This is a genomic window from Cellulomonas sp. P24 (assembly GCF_024704385.1).
GTDB lineage: Bacteria > Actinomycetota > Actinomycetes > Actinomycetales > Cellulomonadaceae > JAJDFX01.
In genome coordinates, this window is sequence record NZ_JAJDFX010000002.1 from 1,501,320 (window position 1) to 1,517,348 (window position 16,029).

At 69.3% G+C, this 16,029-nt stretch carries 14 protein-coding genes and 1 pseudogene; 1 reads left to right on the top strand and 14 read right to left on the bottom strand.

Annotated features, from left to right (window positions below; all coding sequences use genetic code 11):
• Positions 1-4: 4 nt before the first annotated feature.
• The 7 genes and pseudogenes from LJB74_RS06970 to LJB74_RS06995 all read right to left on the bottom strand — a co-directional run bounded on the left by LJB74_RS06970 (position 5) and on the right by LJB74_RS06995 (position 6,737).
• Positions 5-1,543, bottom strand: coding sequence for a CocE/NonD family hydrolase (locus tag LJB74_RS06970; RefSeq protein ID WP_259307851.1), 1,539 nt, complete (start codon positions 1,541-1,543; stop codon positions 5-7).
• Positions 1,540-2,349, bottom strand: a complete 810-nt coding sequence (locus LJB74_RS06975) for a dipeptide/oligopeptide/nickel ABC transporter ATP-binding protein (protein ID WP_259307852.1) — start codon at positions 2,347-2,349, stop codon at positions 1,540-1,542. Before LJB74_RS06975 ends, LJB74_RS06970 begins: the two co-directional genes overlap by 4 nt.
• Positions 2,346-3,338, bottom strand: a complete 993-nt coding sequence (locus LJB74_RS06980; RefSeq protein ID WP_259307853.1) for an ABC transporter ATP-binding protein — start codon at positions 3,336-3,338, stop codon at positions 2,346-2,348. The genes LJB74_RS06975 and LJB74_RS06980 overlap by 4 nt, the downstream gene beginning before the upstream one ends.
• Before the next feature lie 5 nt (positions 3,339-3,343).
• Positions 3,344-4,294, bottom strand: a complete 951-nt coding sequence (locus LJB74_RS06985; protein ID WP_259307854.1) for an ABC transporter permease — start codon at positions 4,292-4,294, stop codon at positions 3,344-3,346.
• Positions 4,291-4,896 (bottom strand): ABC transporter permease, encoded by a 606-nt coding sequence (locus tag LJB74_RS06990; protein ID WP_259307855.1) that lies wholly within the window; start codon positions 4,894-4,896, stop codon positions 4,291-4,293. Before LJB74_RS06990 ends, LJB74_RS06985 begins: the two co-directional genes overlap by 4 nt.
• A gap of 93 nt (positions 4,897-4,989) precedes the next feature.
• Positions 4,990-5,136, bottom strand: a pseudogene (locus LJB74_RS20845) (hypothetical protein); the annotation flags it as partial.
• Between the two features lie 32 nt (positions 5,137-5,168).
• A complete protein-coding gene (locus LJB74_RS06995; RefSeq protein ID WP_259307856.1) occupies positions 5,169-6,737 on the bottom strand; it encodes an ABC transporter substrate-binding protein in 1,569 nt (522 codons plus the stop codon).
• Positions 6,738-7,003: 266 nt separating this feature from the next.
• On the opposite strand from LJB74_RS06995, the gene LJB74_RS07000 reads away from it, so the two are divergent.
• Positions 7,004-8,221 (top strand): ROK family transcriptional regulator, encoded by a 1,218-nt coding sequence (locus LJB74_RS07000; RefSeq protein ID WP_259307857.1) that lies wholly within the window; start codon positions 7,004-7,006, stop codon positions 8,219-8,221.
• A gap of 127 nt (positions 8,222-8,348) precedes the next feature.
• Here the strand turns inward: LJB74_RS07000 and LJB74_RS07005 are convergent, their stop codons facing one another.
• The 7 genes from LJB74_RS07005 to LJB74_RS07035 all read right to left on the bottom strand — a co-directional run bounded on the left by LJB74_RS07005 (position 8,349) and on the right by LJB74_RS07035 (position 16,023).
• Positions 8,349-10,061, bottom strand: a complete 1,713-nt coding sequence (locus LJB74_RS07005; protein WP_259307858.1) for a succinic semialdehyde dehydrogenase — start codon at positions 10,059-10,061, stop codon at positions 8,349-8,351.
• Positions 10,062-10,167: 106 nt separating this feature from the next.
• Positions 10,168-11,856, bottom strand: a complete 1,689-nt coding sequence (ptsP, locus tag LJB74_RS07010) for a phosphoenolpyruvate--protein phosphotransferase (RefSeq protein WP_259307859.1) — start codon at positions 11,854-11,856, stop codon at positions 10,168-10,170.
• Positions 11,856-12,134: an HPr family phosphocarrier protein gene (locus LJB74_RS07015; RefSeq protein ID WP_259307860.1), complete on the bottom strand. Its 279-nt coding sequence runs from the start codon at positions 12,132-12,134 to the stop codon at positions 11,856-11,858. The genes ptsP and LJB74_RS07015 overlap by 1 nt, the downstream gene beginning before the upstream one ends.
• A gap of 197 nt (positions 12,135-12,331) precedes the next feature.
• Positions 12,332-13,864 (bottom strand): PTS fructose transporter subunit IIC, encoded by a 1,533-nt coding sequence (locus tag LJB74_RS07020; RefSeq protein ID WP_259307861.1) that lies wholly within the window; start codon positions 13,862-13,864, stop codon positions 12,332-12,334.
• Positions 13,861-14,319: a PTS sugar transporter subunit IIA gene (locus tag LJB74_RS07025; RefSeq protein WP_259307862.1), complete on the bottom strand. Its 459-nt coding sequence runs from the start codon at positions 14,317-14,319 to the stop codon at positions 13,861-13,863. The genes LJB74_RS07020 and LJB74_RS07025 overlap by 4 nt, the downstream gene beginning before the upstream one ends.
• A gap of 1 nt (position 14,320) precedes the next feature.
• Positions 14,321-15,265 carry a 1-phosphofructokinase family hexose kinase gene (locus LJB74_RS07030; RefSeq protein ID WP_259307863.1) on the bottom strand — a complete coding sequence of 315 codons (945 nt, stop codon included), beginning with the start codon at positions 15,263-15,265 and terminating at the stop codon, positions 14,321-14,323.
• On the bottom strand, positions 15,262-16,023 hold the full coding sequence (locus LJB74_RS07035) for a DeoR/GlpR family DNA-binding transcription regulator (protein WP_259310302.1): 762 nt from the start codon (positions 16,021-16,023) through the stop codon (positions 15,262-15,264). The genes LJB74_RS07030 and LJB74_RS07035 overlap by 4 nt, the downstream gene beginning before the upstream one ends.
• Between the last annotated feature and the right edge of the window lie 6 nt (positions 16,024-16,029).

Below are 16,029 nucleotides of genomic sequence, written 5' to 3' on the forward strand. Positions count from 1 at the left end.
ACCATCAACCCCGAGTGTCAACCAGACCGGGGGCAGTCCCATTCATGGCAAAGCCATCAGGGCGGTCGGACGACGGCGGGTAGTGATCCACGAGCTTGACAGCGACATCGGTGTCGGCCGCGGACGTCAGGAAGTCCATGGTTACCACCGGGGAGCCAGCGACGATGAGGTCCTCACCTAGGGGACCGGTCGAGAAGCTGAGCACGTCAGGCCGTGCCATGAGAGGCAAGTACGGCTCCGAGCACCCGAGGACTCCGGGGCGCTCGACCTGATCGAAGGCTCCCGGCGCAAACACGCCCGGGTGCGAGCCGATGCTGCCGCCGATCGTCGGGACCGGATGAGCTGGGTCGTACTCATAGAGGATGAAGCACTCGGGGTCCTCTCGGGACTCTTCGCCGAGCAGGTCGCCGCGAGAACCAAGCTTCAAGGTCAGGGTCGTCGTTGCCGTGGGGGGCCAACAACTGGACGTATGCCAGCCGCCTCCGTGCAGGAGACGCCCGTCAATGACGTCGCCGCTGCCTCCACCCATCACGAAGAACAGCACTCGCTCACTGAACGGCTCGCTCCCGAACGCGCAGTACTCAAGCCACTTCTGACGAAGTCCCAGGAGATCCGTGCCAACGGCCTCCTCGATTCTCGCCGCGGGTCCGAACTCGACTTCACCGGCGAAGGTGTCAGCCATCCCCGAGTGCGTCCACGGACCGAGCACCAGATACGCATCTCCTCCGGGGCGCGCTTGCATGGCCCTGAACAGCTTCGCCGCCGAGGAGGCGTAGAGGTCGTACCAGGAGCTGATGTGCAGCGAGGGAGCGACGGCGATCGCCTCCACTCTGCCTTCGGCCATGAGTCCCGGCTGCGTCCAGAAGCCATCGAAGGCTCGACGGCTCCAGAGATCGAGCAAGTCTGCCTCGCGCTGAGGGTCGAAGCGCAGTGGTGACCTGCCGTGCCGCCAGGGCAAGCGAGTCAGCCACGAACCAAGGTCCTGACTGCCCAAGGCGAGCTCCCGCAGACGATCCTGATCGTCGCGCGCTGCGCGCTGCGCCTCGCCGAGTGCCCAGGAGGCTTGCTTGAGCTCGAATGCGCCATTGAGTCGAATCCCTTCGTGGAACGCGCTCCACAAGCCACCGCGATCCAGCAGCAGGCCGGCGACTCTCTCTCCAGCGCCCAGTGCCGCACCGAGCGCGGCGTGGGCCCCGTACGAGACGCCTACGAGAATCGCGCCGTGCGTCCACCACGGTTGCCGTTCCGCCCACGCGACGGTCGCGAGGCCGTCATCCGCCTCGTTCACGTACTTCGTGAACGTGCCTTCGGAGTCGCCCGTGCCGCGGCAGTCCTGGGTCACGACAGCGAACCCCGCCGCGCACAGGTCGTCGATGTGACGCCGCATGCGGTCGAGAGCGACGTCACGGACCACGTGAGTCCGACCGTACGGCGTGCGCTCGATGATCGGTCCAAGCGTCGCCCCGTGATCCGGAAGGTAGACGTCGGTCGCGAGGCGGACACCGTCGCGCATCGCAACCATCTCGGTGAGCTTGACCGTCACGACTCGGGCCCATCCGGATCAGGACCAGCGATGCGCGCTGCGGCGACCAGGGTCTGCGTGTACGGATCCTGGGGACTCGACATGATCTCCGCAGCGCAGCCACGTTCCACGACTTCTCCGTGGTGCAGCACCGTCACCTCGTCGCTCATGAAGTTGACGACCCCGAGGTCGTGCGAGATGAACAGCATTGTCAGTCCGCGATCCTCCTGGACGTCCTTCATGATGTTGAGCACCTGGGCTTGAACCGAGACATCAAGCGCCGACACCGGCTCGTCAGCAGCGATGAACTCGGGCTCGAGAACGAGTGCGCGCGCTATTGAAATGCGCTGGCGCTGGCCACCGGAGAACTCATGAGGCAATCTCGCGAGCCAACGTTCACTCAACCCGACCTCGTCCGCGACCCTCAGAACACGACGAGCCCGCTCGGCACGGGTTCCTTGCCGCTGCACGACGAGCGGCTCTTCCAGCAGCTCTCGCAGGGTGAGGCGTGGGTTGAGCGAGCTTCCGGAGTCCTGGAAGATCATCTGCATCCGCAGCCGGTGCCGACGCAGGCGCTCGCCCCGCAACGCGACAATGTCCTCACCCGCGCACTCGATGCGTCCAGCCGTCGGCGGGATGAGTCCTATCGCAAGCCGTCCGAGAGTCGACTTGCCACTTCCGCTCTCACCGACCAACCCCATGACGACGTTGCGACGCACGATCAGGTCGATGTCCTTGACGGCGAACAGCGTGGTCTTCTTGCCGACGGGCCCGACCCGATAGCTCTTGCGAACCTGCGTCATCCGCAGCACAGCATCGTCACTCACTCGGCACCACCCAACGGATTGCAGCAGCGCGCGAGGCGCTCCACGCCTTGCGGGCGCAGCGCCTGAGGCTCTGAGCACCCGTCGACTGCGAACGTGCATCGTGGCTGGAATCGGCAGCCGAGTGGCAGCTGATCCAGCGCAGGCACCTGCCCCGGGATGGTCGGGAGACGCCTCGGTGCGCGAGCCCGTTCCGGCGACGCGTCGATCAGTGCGCGCGAGTACGGATGCCGGGCGCGGTTGATGACCTCGCGTGTCGGCCCCGTCTCCACGATCTGTCCGGCATACATGACCGCCACACGGTCGCTGTGTCGCGCGACGATGGAGATGTCGTGGCTGATAAGAATCATCGCCAGGTCCTCTGAACGCCGCAATTCACTGAGAAGCTCCATGATCTGACCTTGCACGGCCGCGTCCAACGCTGTCGTCGGCTCGTCGGCGATGACCAGCCGTGGACCGTTTGCGAGCGCCATCGCTATCATCACACGCTGGCGAAGACCCCCAGATAGTTGGTGGACGTAGCTGCTGAGCACATTGCGGTCGCGCGGGACCCCGACTCGTTCGAGCATGTCGCGCGCACGGGACTCCGCCGCTTTGGCGGAAACCCCCTGATGATGCCGGATGGGACGGATCATCTGTTCCCGGATCGACATGAGAGGATGCAGCGCCGACATCGCATCCTGGAAGACAAATCCGATCTCCTGGCCGGCTAATGCCCTACGTCGGTCCGGCTCGAGCTCAGTGAGCTCGCGACCGTCGTACTCGATGCAGCCTGCGACTGACATGTTCGAGTCGAGCAGGTCAGCTATCGCAAGGGCTGTGATGCTCTTTCCCGATCCTGACTCCCCGACGATGGCGAGGCACTCGCCTTCACGGACATCGAGGGTCACGCCGGTGACGAGCTCAAGTGCATCCTGCCCCCGGTGCGAGACGGACACTGTGACACTGTCGAGCCGCAACAGCGTGCTCGACGTGGGAACGGGAGAAGCCATCTGCATCATTCCGCCTTCCCGTAGCGGATCCGAGGATCGGCGTAGGCATAGAAGAGGTCGACGGCCAGATTCGCGAGAACCATGATGACGGCGATGAAGAAGGCGCATCCCTGGATGAGCGGGTAGTCGCGCCGCTGGACCGCGGTGAGCAACAGCTGGCCCAGACCCGGAAGCGAGAACACCGTCTCGAGAATCACCGCACCGCCGAGCAGGGTTCCAAGACTCAAACCGAAGACCGTCACCACAGGAACAAGGGTCATACGCGTGACATAGCGACTGTGGATGGTCTTCTCGGGCAGTCCGAGCGATCGCGCCGTCGCGACGAAGGGCTGATGCATCGAGTCCAGCATCGCCGTCCGGGCGTAGCGGAAGAGCTGCGCGCCCTGGAGGACGCCGAGACACACCACGGGAAGGACGAGGTGCCGCGCCCATGCTGCGGGATTGCTCGGCGGAGCGTAACCCGCCACAGGTAACCATCCGAGCTGCACGGCAAAGATCCCTACCAGCATGACGGCGAGCCAGAAGCTCGGTATCGCGTTGCCGACCACTGCGAGTCCGACCAGCAGTCGATCCGGCAGACGGTTGTGGAAACGAGATGCCACGCGCGCTCCAGCGACCCCCGTGACGAGAGCCAACATCATGGATAGCGTCACGAACGTTGCAGTCACGACAAGCCTGTCCAGCACGAGCCCGGTGACGCTGGAGTGCAAGAAGAGCGAGTCGCCGAAGTCGAGACGCACGAGTCCCGCGAAGAAGTCGCCGAACTGCCGCCACAAGGGTTCATCGAGGCCGAGCCGCTGTTGGAGCACCGCGATCTGCTCAGGCGTCGCATCGTCTCCAAGGAGCGCTGCAGCCGGACCGCCAGGTGCGAGACGCAGGAGTACGAAGAGGAGAACCATGGGCACGACGATTGTCGGCAGGAGGGCGAGTAGCCGCCGAAAGGCGTAGACGATCATGCCATCCCCCTCGACGGTGAGCGCGGATCGAGGACGTCGCGCAGGGCATCGCCGAGGAGCACGAGCCCGAGCACCGTCACGAAGATCGCCAGGCCGGGAAAGACCGCCATCCACCACGCCGGCTTGAAGTACTGCTGTGCAGCGGAGAGCGCCCCGCCCCATGTCGGCGTCGACGGATCGAGCCCGATGCCGATGAAGGAGAGTGCGGCTATCACGAGGATCCCGGTGGCGAGAGACATGGTGACTTGCACGATCACGACTGAGACCCCTTCAGGGGCGATGTAGCGCAGGAGGATGCGCGGGACGCGGGTTCCGATGGCGCGTGCCGACTCGACAGACGTCTGCTGCTTCGCTGCGAGCGAGGTCCCTCGGACCAGCCTCGCAGTTGCCGGGACCATGGTGATCGCCATGCCCACGACAAGCGGTGTGGGGCCGTTCCCCATGACTCCGACAAGACTGATCATCAGCACCACGGTCGGGAACGACATCAGACCGTCCATGACACGCATCACAACGCCGTCGAAGGTACGGAAGTAGCCGGCGAGGACACCGATGATGAATCCGACGGTCACCGCGAGCAGCGTCGAGGTGACCGCTATCACCAACGCGACTCTCCCACCCCAGATGGTGAGCGCGAAGACGTCCCGTCCGAGGTTGTCCGTTCCGAAGAGATGCAAGGCGCTCGGGGGAGCGAGCCGATTGAGCGGTTCCACGCGAGTCGGGTCCCCACTGATCAGCGGAGCAAGGAGCGACGTCGCGGCGATGAGCAGGAGCAGACCCGCGCCCACCAGAGCATGCGGCTCACGAAGGAGACGTTTCGCGATTCGGCCTTTGCGAGACATGCGTCCTCCTCTGGTGGGCGACGGGCCGTGGTTCACTTCTTGACGGTCACGTTGTAGAAGCCGCGCGCGGTGCCCCTCACCAGCGGGTAGTTGCCGATGTTGCTGCTCGTCAGATCGATCTGCGATCGACCGCCGAACCGCACGAACGGCACCTGTTCGTAGATGAGTCCCTGAAGTTCAGTCCACACCGCCTGCCGGGTCTTCTGGTCGGCCCCCTCCTTGAACTTCGCCAGCAGTTGCTGCTGCTGCGGGGTGTCCCACCAACCGGGGAACGACGGGCTGAGGAACACCACGGTCAATGGGTCTCCATAACTCGTTCCGCCAGACATGAACAGGTTCCATTTCGCGTCATCCTTGCGAGTCGCGACGAAGGCCGCCGTGTCCAGCAGAACCGCCTTCACGTTGAAGCCCGCATCCTGCAGCTGCTGCACGACCACCGGCGTGTACGTGTCCGAGGCGCGGTAGATGAGGACGATCTGCTCTCCTGCGTAACCTGCCTTCTTCTGGAGTTGCCTCGAGAGCTCGACGTTGTGCATGTTGTACGAGTCGGCGCCCGCTTGGCTGTACCACGGCGACCCCTTGGGCATCAGGCTGGAGTCAAGCGTCACATACTTCTTGTTCGGCGCGACCGCAGCCATGATCGACGTGTCGTCAAGCGCGGCTTGAACCGCCTGTCGCAGTGTCTGGTTCGCCATCACGCCGGTCTTGGTGTTGAACTCCATGAGCGGGAACGCACCGCTGGGGATGGCGTTCACGGTGACGCCAGGCTCGGATTCCACAGTGGGGACCTGGTCGAGCGCGAAGTCCGGCGCAACGTCCGCCTCGCCGGAGATGATGAGGTTGGCGACGTTCGCGTCGGAGCTCGGGACGAAGTCGATCTCATCGGCATACGCGACCTTCGCGCCTGCCGCTCCATCGCTCGGCTCGGTGCGTGCGGCGTACTTGTCGAATCGCGTCAAGACGACGGACTCGTCGGGAACGTAGCTGTCCAGCTTGTAGGGACCGGTGCAGACGAGCTTCTGCAGCGCATCGGTCGGATCGCGACCTTCCACCAAGCTCGCCGGCATGATGTACGCGGCGGTGTCCGGCGTTGCGAGCAGCGCCGGGATCGCCCCACTCGGGGTCTTGAGGACGAGGTCCACATCGAAGTCGCCCTTCGCTTCGATGGTCTTCACGAGCCCGCCGAAGGTTGCTCCTGGTGCGCTCGCCGCGTACCGGTCGAGGGAGGCAACCACGTCAGCCGCCTTGAGCATGGTTCCATCCTGGAAAGGAACGCCATGCCGAAGTGCGAAGTGGTACGTGAGAGTGGCCTCGTCGTAGGTCCACGTGTCGACCAGACCATCGGCGACGCCGAGGTCCGCCGTGCTCGCGAACAACCCTTCGCACGCTTGAGCGGCGACACGCCCCGCGGCACGTTGGCTTGTCGACATCGGGTCAATGGTTGCCGGAATTCCCGCGACGCGAATCGTGCCCCCGAATCCGGCAGATGCGTTGTCACTCGATGCGGTGCTGCTCCGATTGCCGTCCCCGCCTGTGCAGGCAGACAGTACAAGCGCTAGCGCGGCGACGGCTGTGGCCGCCATCAAGTATTGGCGCTTCATGTGCTCACTCCAATGTGAGATCAAGTCGTCCCCGACGAGTCTCTCTCGTCGGCGCTCGTGGCGAACCAGGTCGAGGTGGGTGATGGACCGGGTGCACGCCGCGAGATGAGCCGGGCCGATGGTCGTCGAAGTCGGTGGGAGCGGTCGTGCCAGCGCCTCCGTACTCCGGTCTGGTCGTCGTGCCGCACACCGTAGCATTCGATTTTCGAACGAAGCAAGTGGATGGTCGGCCAATGTCGTTCGAGACTGAGAGGTATAGTGACGCCATGACGCCTTCCACACACCATGGGGACCGAGAGTCCGGCACTGGCACCGTCGGCGATGTTCTCTGGCTGATCCGGTCGAAGGTCGCCACCTCACGCTCGGAGATCGCTCGACACACCGGCCTGTCACCCTCGACCGTCGGGCTGCGCGTCGAGTCGCTGCAACGGCTCGGCCTCGTGACCGAGGACGGTGCCCTCGAGTCGCGCGGCGGGCGAAGGGCGCGTCATCTCAGGATTGCGTCCACGTCCGGATACGTGGTCGCGATCGAGCCCGGAGTCCGCGTTCATCGTGTGGCGATTGCGGACCTTGAAGGTGTCATCGTCGGCGCGACCCGCCTGGACGCCCGCGCGGGCGAGACGCCGGCCGAGGCCGTGTCGATGATCTGGGATGCGGTGAAGACGATGACCGGCCCCCTCGAGGTGCCGACCGAGCGGATCCGAGGTGTCGCCGTCGGCCTCCCCGCGCCGGTCGAGCAGTCCGTTGGCCGCGCGGTGCTTCCGTCCTTCCTGCAGACGTGGAGCGACGTCGTGGTCCCGGACCTCTTCGTGCCGCACACAGACGCGCTCGTCCTGGTCGAGAACGACGCGAACCTGGTCGCCATCTCCGAGATGTCGGACGGCGACAGGAGCGGTGACTACTTCCTGGCGGTCCTCCTGGGACGCAGGATCGGCAGCGGCATCGTCGCGGGAGGCGCGCTACTTCGCGGTGTCAATGGCGCCGCAGGAGAGTTCAGTCACTCGCCCGCTGCCGCGTCGGCGGCGATCCGCTGTGTCTGCGGCATCGAGAACTGTCTCGAGTCGACCGCCAGTGGAGCGGCGATCGCAGCGCAGCTCGCCGAGCTCGGGTACGAGCTCGACACACCGCGAGACATCGTCGCGCTGGGGCAGAGCGGAGACCCACGGGTTGTCGCGGTGCTCCGCGAGGCCGGCTCGCACATCGGTGCAGCTCTGGCGGGTGTCGTGAACTTCATGAACCCAGGTCGAGTGATTCTTGCGGGCAGCCTGTCGCAGTCCGCCCCCCTCGTCGCATCGGTGCGCGCCGAGCTCTTTCAACGGTGCTTGCCGATCGCCGCTCAGAATCTGGTCGTCAGCGCGACCACAGATCCTGACACCGCGGGTGCGCGAGGAGCATTCCGGTTGCTGCTCGATGAGGTGCTCGCGCCTGCGCGAGTCGACGAGATGGCCAGGGTCGCTGGCGACGAGCCGAGCCGCAGCGCGTAGGTACGTCTGCCCGTCACACGTGATCGCGACGAGATCCCCGTCCTTTGACCATCGCCCGCCCCGGCCGGTGTGGGCTCCGCCGCCCAGTGGGCCCATCTGCGCGGTCAGGTACACCGGGCCGGCGCGGTCACGCGCGCCGCAGCGCCTTCATCACCCGCAGCGCCCGGGTGAACGCCGCCGACACCTGCTGCCCCGGCAGGGCGTACAACCGCCCGAGACCCACGCCGGTCGGGTTGCCGGGGAACAGTGACCGCAGTCCCGGGATCCCGTGCACCCCGCGCTGCACCGCAACCGTCTGGACCCGTGTCGTCGCCCAGATCCCCTCGGCACCGTGACGGTGGCCGAGACCGGAGGTCCTGGCCCCACCCTGAGGCGCGGCGACGGACGCCCACGCCGCGGCATACCCCTCGTTGACGTTGACCGTCCCGGCGACGACCCGCGCGGCGAGGCGCCGTCCCCGGGCCACGTCCCGCGTCCAGATGCTGGCGTTCAGGCCGAGGTCCCCCTCGTTCATCGCGGCGACGGCCTCGTCGTCGGACGCGACCCGGTAGACGGACACCACCGGGCCGAAGGTCTCGTCGGAGTAGAGCCGGGCCTCGCGTGAGACGTCGGTCAGCACGGTCGGCTCGTAGAAGAGCGGCCCCAGGTCCGGACGTCGGACGCCACCGGTGAGCACCCGGGCGCCGTGCGCGAGGGCGTCCAGGACGTGATCCGTCACCGCCGCGAGCTGCGCGGCCGACGTCAGCGACCCGACGTCCGTCCGGTAGTCGAGGTCGGTCCCGAGCCTCAGAGCACGGGTCCTGCGCACGAACGCCTCGATGAACTCGTCGGCGACGGCCTCGTGGACGTAGAGGCGTTCGACCGAGAGGCAGAGCTGGCCGGTGCTCGAGAAGCACGCGCGGACGGCTCCCTCGGCGGCCGTGTCGACGTCGACGTCCTCGGCCACGTACATCGCGTTCTTGCCGCCGAGCTCCAGGCTCGCGCTGATCAGCCGCTCGCCGGCACGGGCGGCGACGACGCGGCCCGTCGCGGTCGAGCCCGTGAAGGCGACGTGGTCGACGTGGTCGATCACCGCACCGCCGATCGTCGGGCCGTCGCCGACGACGACCTGGACGACACCGGCCGGGAGGCCGGCGGCCTCGAGCTGCTCGACGCCCCAGAGCGCCGTCAGGACCGTCTGCGTGTCGGGCTTCAGCAGGACGGCGTTGCCTGCCAGCAGGGCCGGGAGGATGTCCCCCATCGACAGGGTGAGGGGGAAGTTCCAGGGCGAGATGACGCCGACGACGCCCAGCGGGTGCCGCAGCACCCGCACCGACGTGAGGACCGGCGCGAACCCGCGCGTGCGCTGCGGTGCGAGGTACTGGGCGCCTCGCCGCGCGTAGTGCCGCGCGACCATCGCGACGTCCGCGACCTCCTCGAAGGCGCTGAGCCGCGACTTCCCGCTCTCGAGCTGCACGAGGTCGAGCACGTCCGACTGTTCCTCGAGCACGAGGTCGTGGAACCTCAGGAGCACCGCCGCGCGATCCGCCAGGTCGACGGCGGCCCAGGTGCGCTGGGCTGCGCGGGCCTGCCGGGCGGCCCGTGCGACGTCGTCCGGGGTGGAGAGCGGGACGGCCGCGAGCGGCCCGCCGGTGAACGGGGCGTGGGTCGTCTGCGTGGCCGCGCCCGGTGACACGACGATGCGCGCGAGCAGCGAGCGGATGTCGTCCGGCTCGAGCACGTACGTCCCGCGCGGGTCGGTCCACGGGTCGACCAGGTCGGTGTGCGAGGCCCCGTCGGGCGCCGTCTCACCGTGGGGGGTGCTCTCGTCCAAGGGCTCGGAGCCCGGCTCGTGCGACATGACACGAGGCTACGACGCCACGCCCCGGAGGGCGCCGGACCACGCCCGTGGTCTCACCCGGCGGTAGGGGCCGCGGCCCGGCACGCCGGGTTCCCGGTGTCCGGCCCTACAGGAGGGTGTCGCGGGTGTGGGGGGCGAGCAGGTCGCCGACGGCGGCACGCGCGGCGCTCGCGTCGGTCGCAGCCAGCGCGGCGGCGGCCATCTCCTGGCACTGGGCGTGGGTGTGCTGCCGCAGCGCGTAGCGCACGGTCGCGGTGGAGGCCGGTGACATGGACAGGCTCGTGATGCCCAGCCCGGTCAGGACCAGGGCCATCAACGGGTCGCCGGCGGACTCCCCGCACACGCCCACGGGCTTGCCTGCCTGCACCCCGGCTCGCGCGGTCGCGGCGACCAGGTCCAGCACCGCGGGTTGCCAGGGGTCGAGCAGGTCGGCGAGCTCTCCACGCAGCCGGTCGGTGGCCATCGTGTACTGGGCCAGGTCGTTGGTGCCCAGGGACACGAAGTCGACCTCGGCGAGGATCTCCCGGGCGCGGAGCGCCGCGGCCGGGACCTCGACCATCACCCCGACGGTCGTCAGCCCGTGGGCGCGGGCCGCGGTCGCGAAGGCGGCTGCCTCGGCAGGCGTGGAGACCATCGGCGCCATCACCCACGGCTGGATCCCGGTGCGGTCCTGCGCCGCTGCCAGCGCCCGGAGCTGGGTGTCGAGCAGGTCTGGGCTGGTGCGCACCAGCCGGTACCCACGCACGCCGAGCGCCGGGTTCTCCTCGGACGCCTGGTGGGCGAACGCCAGCGGCTTGTCCGCGCCGGCGTCCAGGGTGCGCACGACGACCTTCCGTCCGCCGAGAGCGCTCAGCACCTGCGCGTACACGTCGGCCTGCTCGTCGACCGTCGGTGCGGTCGACCGCTCCAGGAACAGCACCTCGGTGCGGAACAGCCCGACGCCCTCGACCGACGTGGTGGCTGCCCGCACCGCATCGGCTGCCGTCCCGATGTTCGCGAGCAGCCCGACGACGCGACCGTCGGAGGTCCCGCCCGCGGCCACGTCCGACGCCAGCGCGTCGAGCGCCTGCTGCCGCTGCACGAAGCTCTGCTGCACGTCGACGCCCGGCTCGACCTGCACCGTGCCGGCCTTCGCGTCGACGCCGATCACGAGGCCGTCGGCGAGGTCGGTCGCACCCGACACCTGGACCACGCACGGGATGCCGAGCTGCCCGGCGATGATCGCGGTGTGCCCGGTCGGGCCGCCGAGCTCGGTCACGATCGCCAGCACCTTGGCCAGGTCCAGTGCCGCGGTGTCCGCCGGCGCGAGGTCCCGGGCCACGACGACGCTCGGGACGACGAGCTCCGGCACCCCCGGCGTCGCGAGGCCGAGCGCGGTCGCGACGACGCGCTCACGCACGCTGTGCAGGTCGGTGACGCGTTCGGCGAGGTACCCGCCCGCGGCGGCGAACATCTGGGCGAACCCGTCGACCACCGCGTCGATCGCGGCGACGGGCGGCTCCCCCGCGGCGATCCGGGTGCCGACCTGCGAGCGGAGCGCGGTGTCCGCCGCGATGCCGGCCGTGGCGGCGAGCACCTCTCGGACCGTGCCTGCTGCGGCCTCGGACTGCGCGCGGAGCTTCTCCGCGACGGCCAGGAACGCCGCCTCGACGATCTCGCCCGACTCGGCCGGGCTGGCGCCGACGACTGCGTCGGGGGCGACGTCCAGCGGTGGCTGCGCCTGGGCGACCGGCCCGACGACCGCGCCCCGTCCGACGCCGACCCCGGTCAGCAGCAGAGGCGCAGCGGTGGGCATCAGGACGCCTCGGGCGCGTCGAGGTCGGTCTCCAGGAGCTCGACGAGCTCGCCGAGCACGCGGTCGGCCTCCGGGCCGTCGACCGTCACGGTGACGAGGGCCCCGTGGCCGGCTCCGAGCGTCATCACCATGAGGATGCTCGACGCGTCGACGGCGGGGCCGTCGCCGTTCGCGATCGTCACGGTGTGCCCGGACGCCGCGACGGCCTGGGTGAACAAGGAGGCGGGCCGGGCGTGGAGCCCGACGCGGGACGCGACGGCGACGGTGCGCTGCGGCATGAGCGGTGTCCAATCTGGAGGCGTCGGAGGGCGTACCCCTCCGCGCGGGGAGGTCGAGGGGCCGCACCCGGGAGGGAGCGACGTGGACGGGTGGGGGTCGACAGCGGGACCGCCGACAGGTGAGGGTCGACAGCGGGACCGCCGACAGGTGGGGGTCGACAACCCGTCGACCCCCCACCCCGGGAGCGCTGAACCGGTCAGGCGGCCTGTCCGACGAGCGCGGCCTGCTCGTCGGCGGCCTCTTCGGCCACGGCGATCGGGCTCGGGCTCATGCTCTTGAGTGCGACGACGATCGCTGCCGTGATGAGGACGCCGATCACGAGGGCGACGAAGAACCCGAACGGGCTCGTGATGAGCGGCAGGATCCAGATCCCGCCGTGCGGGGCGATCTGCCCGGACCCGAACGCCATCACGGCGGCACCGGTCGCCCCCGACCCGACGACGGACGAGACGATCACGCGCCACGGGTCAGCGGCGGCGAACGGGATCGCACCCTCGGAGATGAACGACAGACCGAGCAGGATCGCGGCCTTGCCGTTCTCGCGCTCCGCATGCGTGAAGAGCGACTTGCGGACGAACGTCGCGAGCGCCATGGCGAGCGGAGCGACCATGCCTGCGGCCATCACGGCCGCCATCACGCGGTACTGCACGGCACCGGCCGTCAGGCCCTCGGTCGCCAGGCCGGTGACCGCGAACGTGTACGCGACCTTGTTGACCGGACCGCCGAGGTCGAAGCCCATCATCGCGCCGAGCAGCGCGCCCATGAGGATGAGGTTCGCACCGGACATCCCGTTGAGCCAGCTCGTGAGGCCGGACATCATGCTCGCGATCGGCTTGCCGATGACGACCAGCATGACGATCCCGGTGATCGCCGTGGACAGCAGCGGCGTCACGACGACCGGCATCACCCCGCGCACGCCCTTGGGGACGTTCCAGCGGCTGATCCACAGGGCGAGGAATCCCGCGAGGAACCCGGTGGCCAGACCACCGAGGTAGCCGGCGCCGATCGCGCCGGCGATCGCGCCACCGACGAACCCGGGCACGAGGCCGGGTCGGTCGGCGATGCCGTAGGCGATGAAGCCCGACAGCACGGGGACGAGGAACCCGAAGGCGAGGGCCCCGGTGTGGAACAGCACGCCGGCCCAGTCCCGACCGGACAGGACGTTGAAGTTCGCGACCAGGTCCGTCACCGAGACCTTGGTGACCTCGATGGCCCCGGTGTTGCCCCACGCCGCCTGCGCGACCATGAAGCCGAGGGCGATGAGGATGCCGCCTGCGGCGACGAACGGGATCATGTAGGACACGCCGGTCATCAGCCACTGGCGGATCCGGGTGCCGACCGGCGCGTTCATGTCGACCTTGGTGGCCGGGCCCGAGCCGCTGCCGCGGGCGGCGCCGCGAGTGGCTTGCGCGGGGACGATGCCCTGCTCGACGGCGGCGACGGCCATCGCGATGACACCGGTGGGGTCATGGACCGCCTTCTTCACGCCGACGTCGACGAGCGGCTTGCCGGCGAACCGGTCACGGTCCTTGACCTCGAGGTCGGCGGCGAAGATGACGCCGTCGGCCTCGGCGATGAGCTGCGGGTCGAGCGGGGTCGAGCCCGCAGCACCCTGGGTCTCGACGTGCACCTCGTGACCGGCTGCCTTGCCGGCCTGTTCGAGGGCCTCGGCGGCCATGTACGTATGGGCGATGCCCGTCGGGCAGGAGGAGACGGCGACGAACTTCATGACAGGACGACCTCTCGGGTGATGATGTCGGCGACGGTGCCGGCATCGGGGGCCTGGAGCAGGGACGTGCGGAAGGACTCGTGCACCAGACGACGCGCGAGCGCCGCCAGGATCTTGAGGTGGTCGCCATCGCCCTCGGCCGGCGCGGCGATGAGGAACACGAGCGTCGCGGGGCCGTCCGGGGCACCGAAGTCGACGCCACCCGGCACCTTCGCGACGGCGAGACTCGGCGCGACCACGTGGGCGGACCGCGCGTGCGGGAGGCCGATACCGCCCGGCATGCCGGTCGCCATCTGCGCCTCACGGGCCCGGACGTCGGCCATGAAGCCCTCCGGGTCCGTCACGCGTCCGGCGGCGTGCAAGAGGTCGACGAGCGTGCGCGTGACGGCGTCCCGGTCGGACAGCGTCAGGTCGATCGCGACGAGCTCGGGAGTGATCAGAGGGGTCGTGCTCATGTCACAGCTCCTTCAGGGTGAGTCGCGGGTCGGGATCGTCGACGACCCGGACGTCCGCGATGTCGATCCGGGTCGGGTCGGGCACGTCGCTGCCGGGCAGCAGGACGGCTGCGCGGCCCCAGGCCACCGCGCGACGGAGTCGGTCGGACGGTGAGCCGTCCGTGCTGAGATAGCCGGCCAGGGTGGTGTCACCGGCGCCGACGGTGGAGAGCGGCACGAGCGCGGTGCCGCCGGCCCACCAGGAGCCGTCCGGGGTCACGAGCATCGCGCCGTGCGCCCCCAGGCTGACGAGCACGGCCCCGGTCCCGGCGGCGATGAGCTCCCGAGCGGCGTCACGGACGTCACCGACGGTGTGCAGGTCGGCGCCGACGAGCTCGGCGAGCTCGTCGTCGTTCGGCTTGACCAGGGCGATCCCGCCCGTGGCCAGCGTGTCGCGGAGCGGCGCACCGGAGGTGTCGAGCGCGAGCGGCACCCCGCGCCGCCGGGAGACCTCGACGAGACGTGAGAAGAGGTCACCGGACCCGTCGGGCAGGCTGCCGGCGGCGACGATCCACCGCGCACCGCGTGCGGCCTCGGCGTCGACCGCCTCGACGAGCGCGCGGATCTCGTCCGTGCTGAGCTCAGGGCTCGGTGCGTTGATCTTGGTCGTCACGCCGTCCTGGTCCACGAGCGTGACGTTGCTCCGGGTGTCGCCGGCCACCGGGACGGGGCGGCTCGAGACCCCTTGACGCTCGAGCGCGACCAGGAGCTGCTCGCCGTCCGGTCCCCCGGTCGGCAGCACCGCGACCGTCGCGACCCCGTTGCGCGCGAGCGCCCGCGAGACGTTGATGCCCTTGCCGCCGGCGTGGACGTGGGTGCCGCTCGCGCGGTTGACCTCGCCGACGGCCAGCTCCGCGACGTCGTACGCCCGGTCGAGGCTCGGGCTCGGGGTGAAGGTGAGGATCATGCCCGCACCACCGAGAGGCCGGCCGCCTCGAGCTCGTCGGCGAGCTCGGGGTCGACCTCGGAGTCGGTGATCAGGGTGTCGACGCTGTCGATCGGTGCGACCAGGGCGAAGTCGGTGCGCCCGACCTTGCTGTGGTCGGCGAGCACGACGGTGCGCCGGGCCGCGTCCACGAGGGCGCGCTTGACCTGGGCCTCGGCGAGGTCCGGCGTGGTCAGCCCGTGCTCGACCGTGATGCCGTTGGTCCCGAGGAACGTGACGTCGGCGTGGATCTCGGCGATCGCCTGGCGAGCCCAGCCGCCGACCGCGGCCAGCGTGCGCCAGCGGACCAGCCCGCCGACCAGGTGGAGCGTGATCCCGGGCCGGCTCGCCAGGATCATGGCGATCGGCAGCGAGTGGGTGACCACCGTGAGCTCGCGGTCGGTGGGCAGCAGCTCGGCCAGGCGTGCGGTCGTGGTCCCGGCGTCGAGGATGATCGAGCCGCCGTCCGGGAGCTCGTCGACCGCGAGCTTCGCGATCCGGTCCTTGTGCTGCGCGTAGCGGCCTTCGCGGTCGGCGAGCCCGGGCTCGACGCCGAGGCGCTCGACCGGGATCGCGCCGCCGTGGACGCGGCGCAGCAGCCCGCGGCGCTCGAGGGTGGTGAGGTCGCGTCGGACCGTCTCCGGGGTCACGTCGAGCTGGCGCGAGAGGGCCGTGACGTCGACCCGGCCGTCCGTGCGTGCGGCGGTCAGGATCAGCTGGTGTCGCTCCGGTGCGTACACGTCGAC